The 16,498-nt window shown below is 72.2% G+C and carries 22 protein-coding genes and 1 pseudogene; 6 read left to right on the forward strand and 17 right to left on the reverse strand.

The window, feature by feature from the left end; genetic code table 11:
* Nucleotides 1–28: 28 nt before the first annotated feature.
* The gene (locus tag ACFY5C_RS01105) at nucleotides 29–457 is read right to left on the reverse strand and encodes a MarR family winged helix-turn-helix transcriptional regulator (protein WP_389439076.1); all 429 of its coding nucleotides are present in this window, start codon (nucleotides 455–457) and stop codon (nucleotides 29–31) included.
* 127 nt (nucleotides 458–584) lie between these two features.
* On the opposite strand from ACFY5C_RS01105, the gene ACFY5C_RS01110 reads away from it, so the two are divergent.
* The gene (locus ACFY5C_RS01110) at nucleotides 585–1,028 is read left to right on the forward strand and encodes a PaaI family thioesterase (RefSeq protein ID WP_389439078.1); all 444 of its coding nucleotides are present in this window, start codon (nucleotides 585–587) and stop codon (nucleotides 1,026–1,028) included.
* Between the two features lie 14 nt (nucleotides 1,029–1,042).
* Here the strand turns inward: ACFY5C_RS01110 and ACFY5C_RS01115 are convergent, their stop codons facing one another.
* The 3 genes from ACFY5C_RS01115 to ACFY5C_RS01125 form a co-directional block, all read right to left on the reverse strand.
* Complete coding sequence (locus ACFY5C_RS01115; RefSeq protein ID WP_389439080.1) at nucleotides 1,043–2,371, reverse strand: enolase C-terminal domain-like protein; 1,329 nt, start codon at nucleotides 2,369–2,371, stop codon at nucleotides 1,043–1,045.
* A gap of 36 nt (nucleotides 2,372–2,407) precedes the next feature.
* On the reverse strand, nucleotides 2,408–3,745 hold the full coding sequence (locus ACFY5C_RS01120) for a gluconate:H+ symporter (protein WP_389439082.1): 1,338 nt from the start codon (nucleotides 3,743–3,745) through the stop codon (nucleotides 2,408–2,410).
* Between the two features lie 165 nt (nucleotides 3,746–3,910).
* Nucleotides 3,911–4,366, reverse strand: coding sequence for a TIGR03668 family PPOX class F420-dependent oxidoreductase (locus ACFY5C_RS01125; RefSeq protein ID WP_389439084.1), 456 nt, complete (start codon nucleotides 4,364–4,366; stop codon nucleotides 3,911–3,913).
* Nucleotides 4,367–4,469: 103 nt separating this feature from the next.
* On the opposite strand from ACFY5C_RS01125, the gene ACFY5C_RS01130 reads away from it, so the two are divergent.
* On the forward strand, nucleotides 4,470–4,925 hold the full coding sequence (locus ACFY5C_RS01130) for an archease (protein ID WP_389439086.1): 456 nt from the start codon (nucleotides 4,470–4,472) through the stop codon (nucleotides 4,923–4,925).
* A gap of 52 nt (nucleotides 4,926–4,977) precedes the next feature.
* Nucleotides 4,978–6,144 carry a CapA family protein gene (locus ACFY5C_RS01135; RefSeq protein WP_389439088.1) on the forward strand — a complete coding sequence of 389 codons (1,167 nt, stop codon included), beginning with the start codon at nucleotides 4,978–4,980 and terminating at the stop codon, nucleotides 6,142–6,144.
* On the opposite strand, the gene ACFY5C_RS01140 is transcribed toward ACFY5C_RS01135, so the two are convergent.
* From ACFY5C_RS01140 to ACFY5C_RS01170, 7 genes are all read right to left on the reverse strand, one after another.
* Nucleotides 6,065–6,706, reverse strand: a complete 642-nt coding sequence (locus tag ACFY5C_RS01140; protein ID WP_389439090.1) for a phosphoribosyltransferase — start codon at nucleotides 6,704–6,706, stop codon at nucleotides 6,065–6,067. The genes ACFY5C_RS01135 and ACFY5C_RS01140 overlap by 80 nt on opposite strands.
* 3 nt (nucleotides 6,707–6,709) lie before the next feature.
* Complete coding sequence (locus ACFY5C_RS01145; protein ID WP_389439091.1) at nucleotides 6,710–6,958, reverse strand: hypothetical protein; 249 nt, start codon at nucleotides 6,956–6,958, stop codon at nucleotides 6,710–6,712.
* Between the two features lie 43 nt (nucleotides 6,959–7,001).
* Nucleotides 7,002–7,454, reverse strand: coding sequence for a YbhB/YbcL family Raf kinase inhibitor-like protein (locus ACFY5C_RS01150; protein ID WP_389439093.1), 453 nt, complete (start codon nucleotides 7,452–7,454; stop codon nucleotides 7,002–7,004).
* A gap of 89 nt (nucleotides 7,455–7,543) precedes the next feature.
* Nucleotides 7,544–8,620, reverse strand: coding sequence for a glycosyltransferase family 2 protein (locus ACFY5C_RS01155; RefSeq protein WP_389439095.1), 1,077 nt, complete (start codon nucleotides 8,618–8,620; stop codon nucleotides 7,544–7,546).
* A gap of 44 nt (nucleotides 8,621–8,664) precedes the next feature.
* On the reverse strand, nucleotides 8,665–9,552 hold the full coding sequence (locus ACFY5C_RS01160; RefSeq protein ID WP_389439097.1) for an SDR family oxidoreductase: 888 nt from the start codon (nucleotides 9,550–9,552) through the stop codon (nucleotides 8,665–8,667).
* Nucleotides 9,553–9,633: 81 nt separating this feature from the next.
* The gene (locus tag ACFY5C_RS01165) at nucleotides 9,634–10,032 is read right to left on the reverse strand and encodes an SseB family protein (RefSeq protein WP_389439099.1); all 399 of its coding nucleotides are present in this window, start codon (nucleotides 10,030–10,032) and stop codon (nucleotides 9,634–9,636) included.
* A gap of 92 nt (nucleotides 10,033–10,124) precedes the next feature.
* Nucleotides 10,125–10,253 (reverse strand): hypothetical protein, encoded by a 129-nt coding sequence (locus ACFY5C_RS01170; RefSeq protein ID WP_389439101.1) that lies wholly within the window; start codon nucleotides 10,251–10,253, stop codon nucleotides 10,125–10,127.
* Between ACFY5C_RS01170 and ACFY5C_RS01175 the strand changes: the two genes are divergently transcribed.
* Nucleotides 10,247–10,900, forward strand: a complete 654-nt coding sequence (locus ACFY5C_RS01175; protein ID WP_389439103.1) for a phosphoribosyltransferase — start codon at nucleotides 10,247–10,249, stop codon at nucleotides 10,898–10,900. The two genes, ACFY5C_RS01170 and ACFY5C_RS01175, sit on opposite strands and share 7 nt — an antisense overlap.
* Before the next feature lie 17 nt (nucleotides 10,901–10,917).
* On the opposite strand, the gene ACFY5C_RS01180 is transcribed toward ACFY5C_RS01175, so the two are convergent.
* Nucleotides 10,918–11,352, reverse strand: a complete 435-nt coding sequence (locus ACFY5C_RS01180; protein ID WP_389439105.1) for a PPC domain-containing DNA-binding protein — start codon at nucleotides 11,350–11,352, stop codon at nucleotides 10,918–10,920.
* A gap of 71 nt (nucleotides 11,353–11,423) precedes the next feature.
* Between ACFY5C_RS01180 and ACFY5C_RS01185 the strand changes: the two are divergent.
* A pseudogene (locus tag ACFY5C_RS01185) lies at nucleotides 11,424–11,996 on the forward strand (GNAT family N-acetyltransferase).
* A gap of 20 nt (nucleotides 11,997–12,016) precedes the next feature.
* Here the strand turns inward: ACFY5C_RS01185 and ACFY5C_RS01190 are convergent.
* On the reverse strand, nucleotides 12,017–12,796 hold the full coding sequence (locus ACFY5C_RS01190) for an SDR family NAD(P)-dependent oxidoreductase (RefSeq protein WP_389439107.1): 780 nt from the start codon (nucleotides 12,794–12,796) through the stop codon (nucleotides 12,017–12,019).
* A gap of 485 nt (nucleotides 12,797–13,281) precedes the next feature.
* Here ACFY5C_RS01190 and ACFY5C_RS01195 point away from each other — a divergent pair, with 485 nt between their 5' ends.
* Nucleotides 13,282–13,845 (forward strand): hemerythrin domain-containing protein, encoded by a 564-nt coding sequence (locus ACFY5C_RS01195; RefSeq protein ID WP_389439109.1) that lies wholly within the window; start codon nucleotides 13,282–13,284, stop codon nucleotides 13,843–13,845.
* A 132-nt stretch (nucleotides 13,846–13,977) separates the two neighbouring features.
* Here ACFY5C_RS01195 and ACFY5C_RS01200 read toward each other — a convergent pair whose 3' ends face one another.
* From ACFY5C_RS01200 to ACFY5C_RS01215, 4 genes are all read right to left on the reverse strand, one after another.
* Nucleotides 13,978–14,502 (reverse strand): hypothetical protein, encoded by a 525-nt coding sequence (locus tag ACFY5C_RS01200; protein WP_389439111.1) that lies wholly within the window; start codon nucleotides 14,500–14,502, stop codon nucleotides 13,978–13,980.
* Between the two features lie 144 nt (nucleotides 14,503–14,646).
* A complete protein-coding gene (locus tag ACFY5C_RS01205; protein ID WP_389439113.1) occupies nucleotides 14,647–15,411 on the reverse strand; it encodes a metallophosphoesterase in 765 nt (254 codons plus the stop codon).
* Nucleotides 15,408–15,695 carry a hypothetical protein gene (locus ACFY5C_RS01210; protein ID WP_389439115.1) on the reverse strand — a complete coding sequence of 96 codons (288 nt, stop codon included), beginning with the start codon at nucleotides 15,693–15,695 and terminating at the stop codon, nucleotides 15,408–15,410. Before ACFY5C_RS01210 ends, ACFY5C_RS01205 begins: the two co-directional genes overlap by 4 nt.
* On the reverse strand, nucleotides 15,692–16,411 hold the full coding sequence (locus ACFY5C_RS01215; protein ID WP_389439117.1) for a hypothetical protein: 720 nt from the start codon (nucleotides 16,409–16,411) through the stop codon (nucleotides 15,692–15,694). The genes ACFY5C_RS01210 and ACFY5C_RS01215 overlap by 4 nt, the downstream gene beginning before the upstream one ends.
* Between the last annotated feature and the right edge of the window lie 87 nt (nucleotides 16,412–16,498).

Here is a 16,498-nt window from a genome sequence, read left to right on the forward strand (position 1 = left end):
GGCCTCACGATAGTGGCGGATATGCGGGTCAGGGGGACTCCCCATAGGCCAGTGCGCGCATCGCCGCGGCCGTCCGCGTGAACCCCTCCTCGCCCAGCAACGCCCGCGCCTCGGCGTTGAACCGGTCGACCTCCGGCTGCGCGGCGTCGAGTGCGGCGGCCCCGTCGCCGGTCAATTCCAGCACCACGGCTCGATGTTCGCGCGGATGCGCCCGCCTGGCGACCAGACCGGCCGCGGTGAGCCGGCCGACCAGCCCGGTGACGGCGGACTCGCGCAGCCCGAGGGTGCGGGCGAGCGCCTGCTGGGTGACGCCCGGCTCGTCACGGATCGCGAACAGTGCGCCGAGCTGGGCCGTGGTGATCCCGGCGGTGGCCAGCAGGCGCCGGTCGGAGGCGGTGCGCAGCCGGTGCGCAGCCCTCTGGAGCAGGAAGAACAGACGCTGATCGGGCTCGGGCATGGACCGATGTTGACAGACGGGACGGCCCCGCGCCATCCTCACTTCACTACCGAAGTGACCGTTCTGAAGTGACCGTTCTGAAGTGACCTTTCCGAAGTGACCGACGATGACGGTGGACGGTGGTCTCGTGGACAACACGCTCGATCTGCCCCTCGCCCGCGAGGTGCTGGCCGCCCAACCCTTCAGCGCGCTGCTGGGTGCCCGGCTGACGGCCTTCGGCGACGGCGAGGCGACTCTCGAACTGGACCTCCGGGAGGATCTGCTGCAGCAGCACGGCTTCGCCCACGGCGGTCTGCTCGGTTACGCGGCGGACAACGCGCTGTCGTTCGCCGCGGGCGCCGCGGTCGGCTTCGGTGTGATGACCGCCGGCTTCACCATCGACTTCCTGCGCCCTGCCAAGGGCGAGACGCTGCGCGCCCATGCCCGGGTGATCCGGGCCGGCCGTACGCGTGCGGTGTGCCGCTGCGATCTCACGACGGTCGCCGCCGACGGCACCACGACCCTGTGCGCCGTGGCCCAGGGCAGCATCGCGGTCACCGGACCGGCCCGGGACGGCGAGCGCGACGCCTGACGGAACCCTGAGTCTCAGCGCACGAGACAGGGCCGCTTCGCCTCGAAGGTCCAGCCGTCGATCAGGTAGCGCATGCCGACGGCGTCGTCCCGGCCCGACAGCGCCTTTTCCTTGTAGAGCTCGTGTGCTGCCAGGAGCCGGTCCGTGTCCAGGCGGATGCCGAGCCCGGGCGTGTCCGGTACGGCGACCTCGCCGCCGGCGATCCGCGCCGGCTCCACCGTCAGCCGCTCCAACCCCTCCTGCCAGATCCAGTGGGTGTCCAGGGCGTTGTACTCGCCGGGTGCGGCCGCTCCGCAGTGGGCCATCATCGCCAGGGAGATGTCGAAGTGGTTGTTCGAGTGGCAGCCCCAGGTCAGTCCCATCGCGTTGCACAGCTGGGCGACGCGCACCGACCCCTGCATGGTCCAGAAGTGCGGGTCGGCGAGCGGGATGGACACCGACTGCAGGGCCAGGGCGTGGGTGAGCTGACGCCAGTCCGTGGCGATCATGTTGGTCGCCGTGGGCAGCCCGGTGGCCCGGCGGAACTCCGCGAGGATCTCCCGGCCCGAGTAGCCGCCCTCGGCCCCGCAGGGGTCCTCGGCATAGGCGAGGGTGCCCAGGAGGGGACGGCACAGTTCGACCGCCTCGTGCAGTGACCAGGCGCCGTTGGGATCGAGGGTGATCCGCGCCTCGGGGAAGCGGTCCTTGAGCGCGGTGACCGCCTTGACCTCCTCCGCGCCCGGCAGGACACCGCCCTTGAGCTTGAAGTCGCAAAAGCCGTAGTGGTCGTAGGCCGCCTCGGCCTGCCGGACGATCGCCTCGGGGGTCAGCGCCTCCTCGTGCCGGATGCGGTACCAGTCGACGTCGGCGTCGGGTGCGCGGACGTAGTCCAGGTCGGTCCGGTCCGGGTCGCCGACGTAGAAGAGGTAGCCGAGTACCCGTACGGAGTCACGCTGTTGCCCGTCGCCGAGGAGCGCGGCGACGGGGACTTCGAGGTGTTGGCCGAGCAGGTCGAGGAGGGCCGACTCGACGGCGGTGACCGCGTGCACGGTGGTGCGCAGGTCGTAGGTCTGGGCGCCGCGACCGCCCGTGTCGCGGTCGGCGAAGGTGGACTCGATGGCGCTCAGGACGCGCTTGTAGTCACCCACGCGCGCACCGACGACGAGGGGTGCGGCGTCGCGCAGGGTCCGGGTGATCTTCTCGCCGCCGGGCACCTCACCGAGGCCCGTACGCCCTTCGGAGTCCTCGATGACGACGACGTTGCGGGTGAAGTACGGGGCGTGCGCGCCGGAGAGGTTGAGGAGCATCGAGTCGTGGCCGGCGACCGGATAGACGGAGAAGCTGGTGACGACGGGCTGGGTCATGGCTGGCGGCTGCCGTTCTCGTGAGGGGGCGGGCGGTCAGATGCTGAGGGCGTCGAGGACCGGTTCCAGGACCAGTACGCCGCCCAGGCCGAGGAGTGCGAGCACCGTCGTGTACGTGGTGCGCGCCTTGATCGCGTCGAGGACGGACAGGTTGAAGTACTCCTTGAACATCCAGAATCCCGGGTCGTTGACGTGGGAGAAGGCGATCGAGCCGCAGGAGACCGCGAGCACCATCACCTCGGGGTGGACGCCGCTGCCCGCGAGCAGGGGCAGCGCCACGCCGGAGGCGGTGACGACGGCGACGGTCGCGGAGCCGAGGGCGATGCGCAGGATGGCCGCGATCAGCCAGGCCAGGAGGATCGGGGAGATCGACCAGCCGTCGGTGGCGTCCTTGATGTAGTCGGATATGCCGCCCTCGACGAGGACGTTCTTGAAGGCGCCGCCCGCCCCGATGACGAGCAGGATCATCGCCATCGCCTGAGCGGCCTCCTTGCACGAGGCGCTGACCTCGGCCAGGCTGCGGCCGATGCGCGGGCCGAACGCCCAGATCGCCACGAGCAGGGTGAGCAGCAGGGCGATCGGCGCGGACCCGATGAAGGCGATGAAGTGCAGCAGGCCGTTGTCGCCGGAGGAGGCGAGGTCGGTCACCGCGGCGCCGGCGATCAGGACCACGGGCAGCAGGGCCACGGACAGCGACCAGCCCATGCCGGGCATCTCGTCGTCCTCGAAGACCCGGTCGCTGACCAGGCCCTTGGGGATGGACGGGTTCATCGCCCGGACGAAGGGGAGGCGCGGCCACAGCAGGGCGATGAACGCGCCGACCGGGACGGCGATGAACAGGCCGTAGAACAGGGTGAGTCCGACGGAGGCGTGGAAGGTGGCGGCCACCGCGGTGGGGCCCGGGTGGGGCGGCAGGAAGCTGTGCATGGTGGACAGGGCGATCGACATGGGCAGCCCCACCCACAGCAGGTTGGCCCGAGTGACCCGGACGAGAGTGAAGGCGATCGGCACGATGATGACGAAGGCCACCTCGTAGAACATCGTGACGCCGATGAGCATGGCCGTCAGCACCATGGCGACTTGCACCCAGCGCGGCCCGCACACGTCGAGGAGCCGGCCGGCTATGCGCTGGGCGGCACCGGAGTCCCCCATCACCCGGCCGACCATCGCACCGAGCCCAATGGTGAGCATGGTGTCGCCTATCTGGTCGCCGATGCCCTCGGCGAGGACATCCGGGATCTTCTCCAGCCCGATCCCCTGGACCAGGCCGACGCCCACCGCCACCAGGAGCAGGGCGGCGAAGCCGTTCAGCCGGAGTTTGGTCATCAGGACGAGCAGGACCAGGACGCTGATCCCGACCACCACGAGCGGCATATGTCAGTTCTCCTTTGAACGCCGGCCGCTTAAGTTCACCCCGCTGAACGGGGTCCTCACATGAAGACGTCGTCTACATATGAAGACGGAGATTATGTTCATGGATGGTCAAGGTCAATGGGTCTGCGCCCGTTGATTCACTCGGCGTGATTCACCCGGTGGACTTCACCCGGCGTCCCGTGCGGCCCGCCAGCCGCTCCAGCGCACGACGGTGATCGCGATCACCGGCCCTGCCGGCGGCTGTCCCCCGTACTGGCGGGGGTACTTCTGCCGCAGCGACTCGACGGCGGCAGCGTACTCGTCACGCGCTGCGCCGTCGGTCGCGTCCGGCGGCAGAATCCGCGCGTCGCCGTCCGCCCGGACCCACCACAGGCGCTCCCAGTCGTCGTCGTACACGTCCGCCAGCAGGCAGACCGCCGGGTGCGCGGCGATGTTGTGCAGCCGCCTGAGCCGCTGGGACCGCTTCGGCTTGTGGTCGACGGCGGTGACGATCTCGTCGCCGCGCAGCGCGAACACGACCGGCACCAGGTGCGGCCTGCCTTCCGGGCCGACAGTCGCCAGCCGCGCCACGGGCGCCCCGGCGAACCGGCGGCGCGCCTCGTCCCGCTCCATGTCCGGCATGTCGGCTCCCTCCGGCCCTGCGGTACGACGCGCCCTGTGGCGGGTACCCCTATCCGTGTGGCCCTCAGCGGCCCGAACGGCATGAGCGGATCAGGTGGTGCGGATGGTCGGCGACACGGACGACGACATCCAGACCCGGCGGCGCGGCGGCAGCGGGCATCGGGCGGTGCCGCACCCGGGCGACGTACGGATCGAGGCCTGGGGCGTGAGCCGGGAGCGCTGTCTGGTGGAGGCGGCGTTGGGCCTGGTGGAGTGCTTCGCCGACGTCACAGCGGTACGGCCCACCTCGATGGAGCGGGTACGGCTCGACGAGGAGGACGACGAAGAGCTGCTGACCGCCCTGCTCGACGAGGTCGTCCTGCGGCTCGACGTGGACGGCCGGGTGCCCGTCGACCTGGAGGCCGACACCGCGGACGGCGACCTCGACGTACGGCTCGCGCTCGCCGACCTGGCGGACGTGCAGGTCACCGGCGCCTCTCCGCAGGGCGTGTCCTGGCACGGGCTGCACATCGGGCCGGATCCGTACGGGTGGTCGTGCGCGGTGACCGTGGACGTGTGAGGGATCGCCCCCGGGAAGTCACCGCAATCACCCCACCCCGTACGGTTGAAACATGAGCGGCGGTACGGTGACGCTGTTCGTCTGCGGTGACGTGATGCTCGGACGCGGCGTCGACCAGATCCTGGCCCGGCCCGGCGACCCGGCGCTGCGGGAGGGGTACGTCACGGACGCCCGCTCCTACGTGAGCATGGCGGAGGCGGTGAACGGCCCGATCCCGGCGCCCGTCGATCCGTCGTGGCCGTGGGGCGAGGCGCTGCGGCTGCTGGAGTCGACCGGCCCGGACGTGCGGATCGTCAATCTGGAGACGTCGGTCACGCGCAGCGACGCGTTCGAGCCCGGCAAGGCGGTCCACTACCGCATGCACCCGGCCAACCTGCCCGCTCTCACCGTCGCCCGGCCCGACGTGTGCGTCCTGGCCAACAACCACGTGCTGGACTTCGGCCGCGCGGGCTTGGCGGAGACCCTCGACGTCCTCCACGCAGCGGGGCTGCGCACGGCGGGCGCGGGACGCAGCGCCGAGGAGGCGTACGCGCCCGTGGCACTCCCGCTCCCCCGCGGCGGCCGCGTAGTCGTCTTCGCCCTCGGCGTCAGCACCAGCGGAGTTCCCGCGGCCTGGGCGGCGACAGCGGACCGGCCCGGCGTCGCCCACGTGCCCGAGCTGTCGCACACCGCGGCCGCCGAAACGGTACGGCACATACGGCAGGTGAAGCGGGCCGGCGACATCGTGGTCGTCTCCGTGCACTGGGGATCCAACTGGGGCTATCCCGTCCCCCGCGACCAGCGCCGGTTCGCGCACGCCCTGGTGGACGGCGGCGCCGACGTCGTCCACGGCCACTCCTCGCATCACCCCCGCGCCGTCGAGGTCCACCGCGACCGGCTGATCCTGCACGGCTGCGGCGACTTCATCGACGACTACGAAGGCATCCCCGGCTACGAGCAGTACCGCGACGACCTGCGGCTCGCCTGCTTCGTCACGGTGGCGGCGGACACCGGCGAACTCGCCGGCCTGCGTATGGTGCCCCTGCTCGCCCGCCGCATGCGCCTCGAGCCCGCCCCGCCCGAGGACCGCACCTGGCTGCACGCCACTGTCGACCGCATCAGCGACGGCGTCCACCTTGCGCTCGGAGCGGACGGGGCGCTCACTCTCCCCGCAGTGCCTCCAGCACATCGGCGTCCGTCAGCTGGCCGAAATCCTCGTACCACTCGCCGACCGAGCTGAACAGCCTCGGCTGGTGCAGGCAGACGAAGTCGTCGACCTCCCGGCGCAGTTCCTCGGCCGCCTCCGGGGCGCAGACCGGTACGGCAAGCACCAGGTGCTCGGGGTGCTGGTGGCGCAGGGCGCGCAGGGCGACGCGTGCGGTCGAGCCGGTCGCCACGCCGTCGTCGACGATCACAGCCGTACGGCCACGCAGCTCGGGAGCGGGCCGGCCCTGCCGATAGCGCTCCTCGCGCCGCCGCAGCTCCTGCCGCTCCCGCTCCACCACCGGCGCCAGGTCGGCCTCGCTCAGCCCGAGCCGGAACAGGCTCTGCTCGTCGAAGAGCGGGGGGCCGTCGCCCGCGAGCGCGCCGACCCCGAACTCCTCGTGGAACGGGGCCCCGATCTTGCGTACGACGAGCACGTCCAGCGGGGCCTGCAGCACCCGGGAGATCTCCCGGGCGACCGCGACGCCGCCTCGCGGCAGCGCGAGGACCACGGGATGCACAAGGATGCCCTTGTCGTGCCGGATGCGCAGCTGCTCGGCCAGCTCCCGCCCGGCCTCTGCGCGATCACGGAACCGCATGGTTCACCCGTTTGCCGTGTCGGACGTATCGGACGTGTCGGTGCCGTTCCAGTCGTACGGCCCGCCACCGCGCCACTCGATCAGGTCGGGGTCGTCGACGGCCCGGTCCTCGCCGGGCAGGCCGGCGCGGTGTACCAGGTCCATGACGTCGAACAGGCTGTATGCGATGCCCGTCGGCTCGCCGCGGATCGTCACCTGACGCCCGCCGTCCGACGCCGGCGGCTGCACCACCACAAGGGGACGCGTGCTCATGCCACCACCATGCGCTCTGCGGGCCGGAAACGCAGCCCGGCCGTCACCGTTTGTAGAGCCCGATGAGTGTTCCGCTGGCCAGCTGCTGCTCGTCGAACACCCGGTGAGCCTCCACGGCCGAGGCCGCCTCCGGTATGGAAACGGGGCCCGGGAGGGCGTACAGGCGGAAGAAGTACCGGTGCGCGTCATCGCCGACGGGGGGCAGAGGTCCGCCCCACCCCGATTCGCCGTAGCCGTTCGTGTGCGGGTGACTGCCGGGGGTCGTTCCCCCTGCCGGCAGCCCGTCCGCGTGCGGATCGATGCCGGTGACCAGCCAGTGCACGAAGGTCCCCGACGGGGCGTCCGGGTCCTCGCACAGCAGGGCCAGCTCCACCGCCTCGTCGGGCACTCCGGACCAGGCCAGCGGCGGGGAGAGGTTCTCCCCTTCCAGGGCGTGCCGCCGCGGGATCATCGCGTGGTCGTCGAACGCGGAGCTCTTGAGTTCGATGTCGGTCATGTGCGCCGCAGTACCCGTCGGCACGCGGACCACACGCGGCGCATCCGTTCGGGTGTGCCGGGGCGGACGCATGCCGGGTACCGCGCCGGTCAGTCCGCCGGGACGGTGGGCTCGGAACTCCCCGTCACCTCTCGCCACGGGCGGGCCGCGCGATGGCGCCACAGTCCGCCGAGACGGTGGCAGACGGCGGCGGGCGGGATGAGGACGCTGGTCACGAGCATCGTGTCGACCTCGTACCGGGTCCGGGGTCCGGGAGCGATCCGCTTCCAGGCGAAACGGGCGGTGCCGAGGGTCCAGGCACCCGCGGCGAGGCCCGCGGCCGCGGGCCTTCGGGCCGCGAGGAGGGCGCACGCGGCGACGCCCGCCGAGGTGACCGCCGCGTGGGCGCGGATACGGCCGCGCGGCGACGCCGTCTTGTACCACCACTCGGGGCCGTGCAGCCGGACCATGAGCGCGTCGTCGGCGTTGCCGCGCGCGTCGTGCAGGGACTCCCAGCGGTCGGCGGGGCGGACGGGGTGACGGGTGGTGCGCCGGCCCCGCCGGATGCCCCAGCCGGCACCCAGGACGCGCAGTGCGAGGTCGGTGTCCTCGTGCTGTGCGTGCCGGAAGCGTTCGTCGAAGCCACCGACCTCCCGCAGGACATCGGTGCGATACGCCATGTCGGAGGTGATCCACCGGGCCGTGGCGAGGCCCACGGTGCGGCGCTCGCAGTCGGTGGGGCGGCGCCCGCCGGGCAGCGGCACCGTGATCACGCCCTGGACGCCCGCCGTGGTCGGCGGCGCCTCGGCCAGGTCCCGCACCACCTGCTCGCACCAGTGCGGACCCACCTGCACGTCGTCGTCGAGGAAGACGACCCAGTCGGCGCTGCGCACGCCCCGCAGACCGGCGTTGCGGGCGACGGCCGGACCACGGCCGCCGCCGCGCACCACCGTGGTGCGGGCCCGCAGGTCGCCGAGCACATCGAGGGGATGCCCCAGGTCACCGTGGTCCGGCACGGGACGGTCGTCGACGAGGACGATCTCGTCCGGCGGTGGTCCGGTCGCGGCGGCCAGCGCGCCCAAGCAGTCGGCGAGCGTGTCGCGCAACAGGGTCGGTACGACCACGGCGTACGAGAGCGGTGGCGCTGTGGGGTCCGCGCCGTCCACCACCCGGCTCGGCCTCGTCATACGAGGGCCCTCCTCTGTCGGCATCGGCCACTTCACTTCCCCGGCTACGGCAGTGGCGTTCCGCCCGTGGCGTTGAGGATCTCGGCGGTGACGAAGCTGGCCTCCTGGGAGGCGAGATAGACGTACGCCGGGGCCAGTTCGGCGGGTTGTGCCGGGCGCCCCAACGGGCTCTGCTTTCCGAACTCGACCGTGTCGGGCATCGTCGCGGGGATCAGCGGCGTCCACACCGGCCCCGGCGCGACCGCGTTCACCCGGATGCCCCGGTCGACGACCATCTGGGCCAGCCCCTGGGTGAACGTCACGATCGCGCCCTTGGTCATCGCGTAGTCCAGCAGATGCGGACTGGGCTTGTAGGCCTGCACCGATGTCGAGTTGATGACGCTGCCGCCCTCGCGCATGTGCGGCAGGGCGAACTTCGTCAGCCAGAACATCCCGTAGAGGTTGGTGCGCATGACCCGGTCGAACTGCTCGGTCGTGATCGCCTCGATGCCGTCCGGCTGGGACATCTGGTACGCGGCGTTGTTCACCAGGACATCGATGTGCCCGAACTCCGCGACGGCGCGCTCGATGAGGGTCCGGCAGTTGTCCTCGTCCCGGATGTCGCAGGGGACGGCGATCGCCTTGCGACCGGCGTCCTCGACGAGCCGGGAGGTCTCGCGTGCCTCCTCCGCCTCCTCCTTGAGGTGCGTGAACAACACGTCGGCGCCCTCCCGGGCGAAGGCCAGCGCCACTGCCCGCCCGATGCCGGAGTCGCCGCCGGTGATGACGGTCTTGCGGCCGTCCAGTCGTCCGCTGCCGCGGTAGCTCTCCTCACCGTGATCGGGCGGCGGGTCCATCGGCCCGGTCCACCCGGGATGGGGCTGCTCCTGTGCGGGGAATTCGGGCTGCGGGTGCTGGGTGGCCGGGTTCTGGCTGTGCTGCGGATCGGTCACAACGGCCTCCTGACGGCTGGCGGGGCTCGGACGACTGACCGGGTTCCCGCCTCGCAGCCGCCGAAAAGCGAGGTCAGCCGGTCAGCCCTCGTCGCGGTCCAGCAGTGCCTTGACACCGTGGGCCGTCAGCGCGAGCTGTTCGGGCGTGCCGGCGTCGATGACGAGGGACAGGTTGTCGGAGGGCCAGCCGTGGGCGAGGGCACCGAGTTGCACGCTGCGGTGCCGGTGCATCCGGGGCAGGGCCTGCTCCATGCGTTCCTGGGTGGTGAAGACCGGGACCAGTTCGGTCCCGTCCTCCTGCTCGAACACCGGAAGCGTCAGCGCCTTGGGGGCCGGCCCCTCCGCGTCCGCCGCCGCCGGTACGAGTACCTCGCTGTGGGCCAGCGTGCTCAGCGCAGCCTCGTCCGCGCCGTTCTCGACGACCGTGCGCAGAGCCCGCTGTGCCGCGAAGGCACCGCTCTCGAAGTGGGGGTCAGCCATGGTCCATCCCCTTGCCGTGTCGTGCCCGTCCGTCCGGTACGCGCCGCATGTTCCGCGTACCCGCTCCACCATCCCTCATGTGTGCGCACGCCTCATGTGCGCATCGTCGTCCCGGCACTCCCGCAGACGACGCTCACGTCGCGGACCGTGTGTCGTTTCGCGGGCCGCCACGCCGGGAACCCGGCGACCGCGCCGAGCGCCAGGGAGGTGCGCCGTGCCATTCCGCGACCGTACCCACGCCGGACAGGCACTCGCCCTGCGGCTGGTCGAGTGGGCCGACTCCGGTGATGTGATCAATCCGCTCGTGCTGGCCCTTCCGGGCGGCGGCGTGCCCGTCGCTGCCGAAGTGGCCCGTGCTCTGCACGCCCCGCTCGACGTGCTGGTGGCCCGTGAGATCTGCACTCCGATCCAGCCGGAGACGCCGATCGGGGCGGTCGTCGCCGACGATCCGCCGCTCTACGACCGGCAGAGCCTGGCCATGATGCATCTGTCCGAGGACCGGCTCGGCGATGTCATCGCCCGCGAACGCAACGAGCTGCACCGCCTCGAGTACGTCTACCGCGGCCGCCGCCCGCTGCCCTCCGTCGACGGCCGTACGATCATCCTCGTCGACGACGGCCTGGCCACCGGCCTCACCGCCACCGCGGCCCTGCGCTTCCTGCACCGCCACGGTCCCGCGCGCCTGATCCTGGCGGTCCCCGTCGGCAGCCCACTCACCCTGACCGCCCTGCGCGCCCAGTGCGACGACCTCGTGTGCCTGGAGGAGCCGGCGGCTCTCCACGCCGTCGGCGAGTGGTACGAGGACTTCGGCCGGCTCTCGGAGACGGAGATCGCGGACATGCTGCACAGGTTCCGCGCCACGGCGTGACGCGCCCCGGCGTGGCGTCATTCCGGGTCGATCAGCGCAAGTCCCAGTTCAGGCCGGTGGATCTTCGCCAGGGCCGCCGGGCTGTCACGGACGATCACCTCCAGGGTCGGCCACACCCGGCCCTCCAGCAGATGGCCGCCCCGCGTCGTACCGTCGGACAGGCCCAGTACGGCGTGCAGGTGTGCGGTCGGCCCGTCCTCTCCGACGGCGATGTCTCCCAGGAGGGACAGGACCTCGCACTGCTCGTCGACCCGGATACGGCGGTAGTCCTTGGCCTCGCGGTCGAACCACCCCACGACGGCCCGTGAGAAGGCCCCGACGGCCGTCACCTGCGACGCCCCGAGCCCCTGCTCCCGGGCGAAGCCGGAGATCTCGGCTAGGGCGTCCTCGCCGGGAGCCGCCACCAGGACGTACACCGACGCCGGAGAAGCCTCCACCTGTTGCCACTTCATGCGCCTCGGGTACCCGCACGGCGCGGTGCCACCACGCGGCGCACCCACGCGCTCCGTGAAAGGGTGGTGCCATGACCATGGAGGTTCGCCCGGCCTCGGACTTCGAGGCCGTCCGCGCGGTGCTGGGGCCGAAGTCGCCCGGGGCAAACGTCTGTTGGTGTCTGAGCTACCGGATCCCGTCCAAGCTGAACAACGAGCTGCGGGGGCCGGCCCGCGGCGAGTACGTCGCCGAGTTGTGCCGCGCCGAGCCTCCTCCCGGGGTGATCGCCCACGACGGTGACGAGCCGGTCGGCTGGGCCGCGGTCGCACCCCGCTCGGCCACGTCCTTCGCGCGCAACCGTAAGATCCCGCACGTCGACGACCTCCCGGTCTGGTCGCTGTGATGCATCCGGGTCCGGCCCGGCCACCGCAAGCAGGGGATCACGCACGCCCTGATCGCCGGCGCGGTCGAGTTCGCCCGCGACCGGGGCGCCCCCGTGATCGAGGCGTACCCCCTGGACAACGGTGACGCGAGGGTCGACCTGACGATGGCGTACGCCGGGATCCGGAAGAACTTCGAACGCGCGGGCTTCGTCCACGCCGCCGACACGACCTCCGTCCTGGCCGGTCACCCTCGCATCCTGATGCGGCTCGACCTGCGCTGACGCGACGGCCTCGCGGGGGCTCAGTGCACGGAGAACCCGCCGTCGACGAAGATCGCCTGCCCGGTGACGTAGGCGGAGGCGCTGCTCGCGAGGAACACCGCCGCACCGGCGAAGTCCTCGGCCAGGCCGTTGCGCCCGACCATCGTGCGCGCCGCGAGCGCCGCGACCTTCTCGGGGTCGGACGACAGGCGTGCGTTGAGCGGCGTCATCACGAAGCCCGGCACGAGCGTGTTGCAGGTGACGCCGTACGGCGACCAGGCCTCGGCCTGGGAACGGGCCAGCGACTCCAGCGCGCCCTTGGACACGCCGTAGGCGCCGCTCTGGACGAACGCCCGATGGGCCTGCTGGGAGGTGACGTGGATGATCCGGCCGAAGCCCCGCTCGGCCATGCCGGGCCCGAAGCGCTGCCCCAGCAGATGGGGCGCCTCCAAATTCACGGCCATCGTGGTGTCCCACACGTCCTCGCCCAGCTCGCCCAGCGGCGGTCGCAGATTGATCCCGGCGCTGTTCACGAGGATGTCGGGCTCACCGAAGGCCCTGACCGCCTCCTCGGCCGCCGCCCGCACGCCGTCGCGCGTGCCGAGGTCGGCGCTGACCCAGGCGGCCCGGCAGCCGTGTGCCTCCAACTCCCCAACCGTCGCGGCCAGCTCGGCCTCCCTGCGGGCCACGACCACGACACTCGCGCCCGCGCGGGCGAGGGCCTCGGTGATGGCCCGGCCGATGCCGGAACTGCCACCGGTCACCACGGCGACCCGGCCTTCCAGGGAGAACAGTTCGGAGAGGTATGCCTGCGACGTCATGCCCGCACCCTAGGAGGCTCGTTCGGGGGGACAGCGCTCGGGGGCGTCGTCGTCAGGGCGGCCGCAGGGCGGTCCCCGGTTCGAGGCGCAGGTGGGCGCCCTGACGCACCAGCGCGCGGTGCACACGGCGGTGGACAAGGTGGTGGGGCACCCGCGCGGACCGCGGGCCGGGCCGGACGGGCCGTGCGGCGCCGGGGGCCTGTCCCGGCGTCGGCGCGATGCGCTTGCGGCCGTGGGAAGAGCGGCCGCGTGCGAGCCGGATACGGCGTCCGGCGACGAGCGGGCGCGTTGTCCCTGGGCGGCGGACGGCGCAGCGGGAGGTCGTGGACGGGGGCTTCCGACGAGAGCGCCGGGCGCGACGGCGTCCGGCACGTGGCGCACCGGCCCTTCGTCGCGTCGCCCCCGTGTGAGCCCGTCGGGGGCGGGCACTCGGGGTCCGCGGCGGGTCCGACCGGATCGCCGCCCGATTCTGGAGGTGGAGAGCAATGGGTCATGGTGGGAACGTCATCGACGAGCTGGTGACCGATCACCGCGAGGTCGAGGAGTTCTTCGGCCGGATCGAGGCGCTTCCGTCCGGTGACAAGGACCGCAAGCTGTACGCCGATCAGGTCACGATGGAGCTGGTGCGGCACTCGGTGGCCGAGGAGGCCTATCTGTACCCGGCCGTGCGCGAGCATGTGGCGGGCGGGGACGTCATCGCCGACCGGGAGATCGACGACCACTCCCGGGCCGAGCGGCTCATGAAGGACCTGGAGGGGTGCGATGCCGACGACCCCGACTTCGACCGGCTCATCGGGATGCTGATGACCGAGGTCCGCTCGCATCTGGCCGACGAGGAGCAGAACCTCTTCCCGAGGCTGCGCGCGGCGTGCCCCCCGCAGACGCTGGACGAGCTGGGTGACAAGGTGCGTCAGGCGAAGAAGCTGGCGCCGACCCGCCCGCACCCGTCCGCCCCGGACACGCCGCCGGCGAACAAGCTGCTGGCGCCGGGAGCCGGCCTGGTCGACCGGCTGCGCGACGCCCTGTCGGGACGCGGCAAGAAGGACTGACCGGCGGATGTCCCTCGGGCGGCGCCCGGCGGAGGCTCGGTGGCCGCTCCGGCGGGAAGACGCAGGCTGAGCGCGCTCAGGTGAGTGCGCTCAGCCTGAGTGCGCTCAGCCTGAGCGCGCTCGGCCGAGGGTTCAGGCGATGAGTGCCCTGCCCGGGTCTAGGCGCGCGTGCAGGGCGGGGCGGTGCAGGGCGGCCACCGGGTCGAGGAGGTCCGGGTGGCGCAGCAGCGCCGCTGCCTGGCGGTCCTGGGTGTCGGGGGCCACCAGGCGGCGGAACTCGACCGGCACGCCGGTCGCGTGGCTGCCCTCGGCGATCTCGGTGACCGCCAGCCGGGCCAGGTCGCTGTCGGTGAGCAGGCAGGCCGCCCAGCTCGCCACGATCTCGTCCACCCAGGTGCGCCACGCGAAGTCGTCCGCGTCATGGGGCGACGTGTCCGCGCCGGTGATCCAGTCGAGGCCGGCCGACCCGCCCGGTCCGGCCATCGCGACGAGCGCGGCGTCCGTCGGTGTCGGGTAGCGCAGCCAGGCCGCCACCGTGACGGCCTGGCGGGCCTGCACCTCGCCGAGGGCGGCGGCGAGCGCGCCACCGTACGCGGGGTAGGAACACGTGAGCCATTGGGTGGTCGCCGCGATGAGCGGGGAGAGATCTGCGAGCACTGCAGGGCCGTCCGAGTACTGGCGGGAGCGGGGATCCCTCTCACGGTAGCCCGGCGATCCTGGCGTCCGACATGCCCTTGGCCTCGTGACCGGCGTGGCCTCGCCCACACCGGGACGGTGCGCCGAGCCACCGAATCGGCGCGCTCAGCCCGCCGGGCCGCCCACCGCACCGGCCGTCATCCGGTCGGGCCGTGCGAGGTGGTAGACGTGGAACGCCCGGCCGATGACCGGCTGGGCGACGTTGCGCACCTTCACGCCCCCGCTGGTCATGCCGTGCTCGGTGCCGAGGTGGGCGTGCCCGTGCACCGCGAGGTCGGCGCCCGCCGTGTCGATGGCTTCCGCCAGCAGATAGCTGCCGAGGAACGGATAGATCTCGGGAGGCTCCCCGGCCAGGGTGTCCGGCACCGGCGAGAAGTGGGTCAGGGCGATCCGCACGTCGCAGTGCTGCCCCTGCAGCTCCTCCAGGCTGGCCCGCAGGCTGTCGGCGCGGCGACGTGAGTAGCGGACGAACTCCTTCATGATCGGCTCGCCGAACTCGCCCGCGCAGCGGCCCACGAACCCACCGCCGAACCCCTTGGTACCGGCCACGCCGATGCGCGTGGAGCCGTTCTCCACCACGGTGGCCTGGCCCTCCAGGACCCGCGCGCCGGCGTCCTGGAGCACGGCGGTGACCTCATCCGGGCAGTCGGCGTGATGATCGTGGTTGCCCAGGACCGCGACCACGGGAACCGCCAGGTCCTTGATCTCGCGTGCGACGACCTGGGCCTCCTCGGGGGTGCCGTGCCTGGTGAGGTCCCCGGCGAGCAGCAGGATGTCGGCGCTCTCGTGCAGGGTCTCGAACGAGGGCCGCAGCACGCCCTGGCTCTCGGGGCCCATGTGGATGTCCCCGACGGCCGCGATCCGGATCATTCGACCTCCTCGGCGTGGTCGGGCGCGGCACTGTCCGCGACCACGATGTCGCAGTGCACCGGGTGTCCCACCAGTTCCGCGCGCGCGGTGCGCAGGACGTCGTCGCGGTACCGGGCGGACGGAACGGTGCCGGTCAGCAGGATCGCCTCGCCTCGGATCTCGATGCGTACCCCCAGCTCGCCGAGGGGCCCGGCGGCCAGGTGGTCCGTCAGATGGGCCACGAGGTAGTCCAGGTTCTGTGCGCCGCCCGGGTTCCGGGCCGGCTCAGCGCCGGGGCGGCTCATCGGGGCTGCTCCAGAGGGGCGATCACGTTGAGGCGCTCCAGGAGGAAGAAGAACGCGGCCGGCATGGGCTCGTCGCCGCAGGAGGCGCGTACGTCCTCCCAGTCGACCTTCTCGCGCAAAGCGCGGGCGGCAGCGAGCACCGGCCCGAAGTCGCAGTAGTGCTCCGAGAAGGCCTCGATCAGCCCGCGCACGAGATCGGTCGGTGCGAGGACGGGCATGTGCACCGAGTCGACCGGGACGTCCTGTGCGCGGGCCAGCACGTCCGGGGTGACCGGGCGGTGGCCCATCTCGAACAGGAAGTCGACCTCCTGGCCGAGGCACGTCGTCTTCATCAGCCAGTCCTCGGGCGGCGTGCGGACCGTGAGGCCCGCCTCGGCGAGAGTCCCCGCCACCGCCTCGGCGTCCGAGCGCAGCACGCAGAAGTCGGCGTCGTGCTGCAGATGACCGCTCCCGCCGTGCGCGTACACGGCCACGCTGCCGGCCAGGGCGAATCTGTGCCCCTTACGTTTCAGCAGTGCGCCCACCTGCTTCGCCGCCTCCAGGATGGCCTGGCTGCGGTCCTGTGGGAGGTCCTGGCTGTTCAGCGAGCGCGATCCGCCCGGCAACGGCTCACCCGGGCTGTTCCCGACCGGCCCGACGGGTCCGACCCCGACCGGGCGCAGCTCGGGAAACCCGGGTCGCCGAGCCGGCGTCGCGCTCTGCTGGTTCTGCGTCATGCCCACTCCGTTCGCCGCACGGAGGTCCGGTACGAGCCCTGGGCGGGCTCGGTAGGGGCACCGAGTACCCGGCTCGGGGGGTTCGAT

This window comes from Streptomyces sp. NPDC012935 (genome assembly GCF_042900345.1).
Taxonomy (GTDB): Bacteria; Actinomycetota; Actinomycetes; order Streptomycetales; family Streptomycetaceae; genus Streptomyces.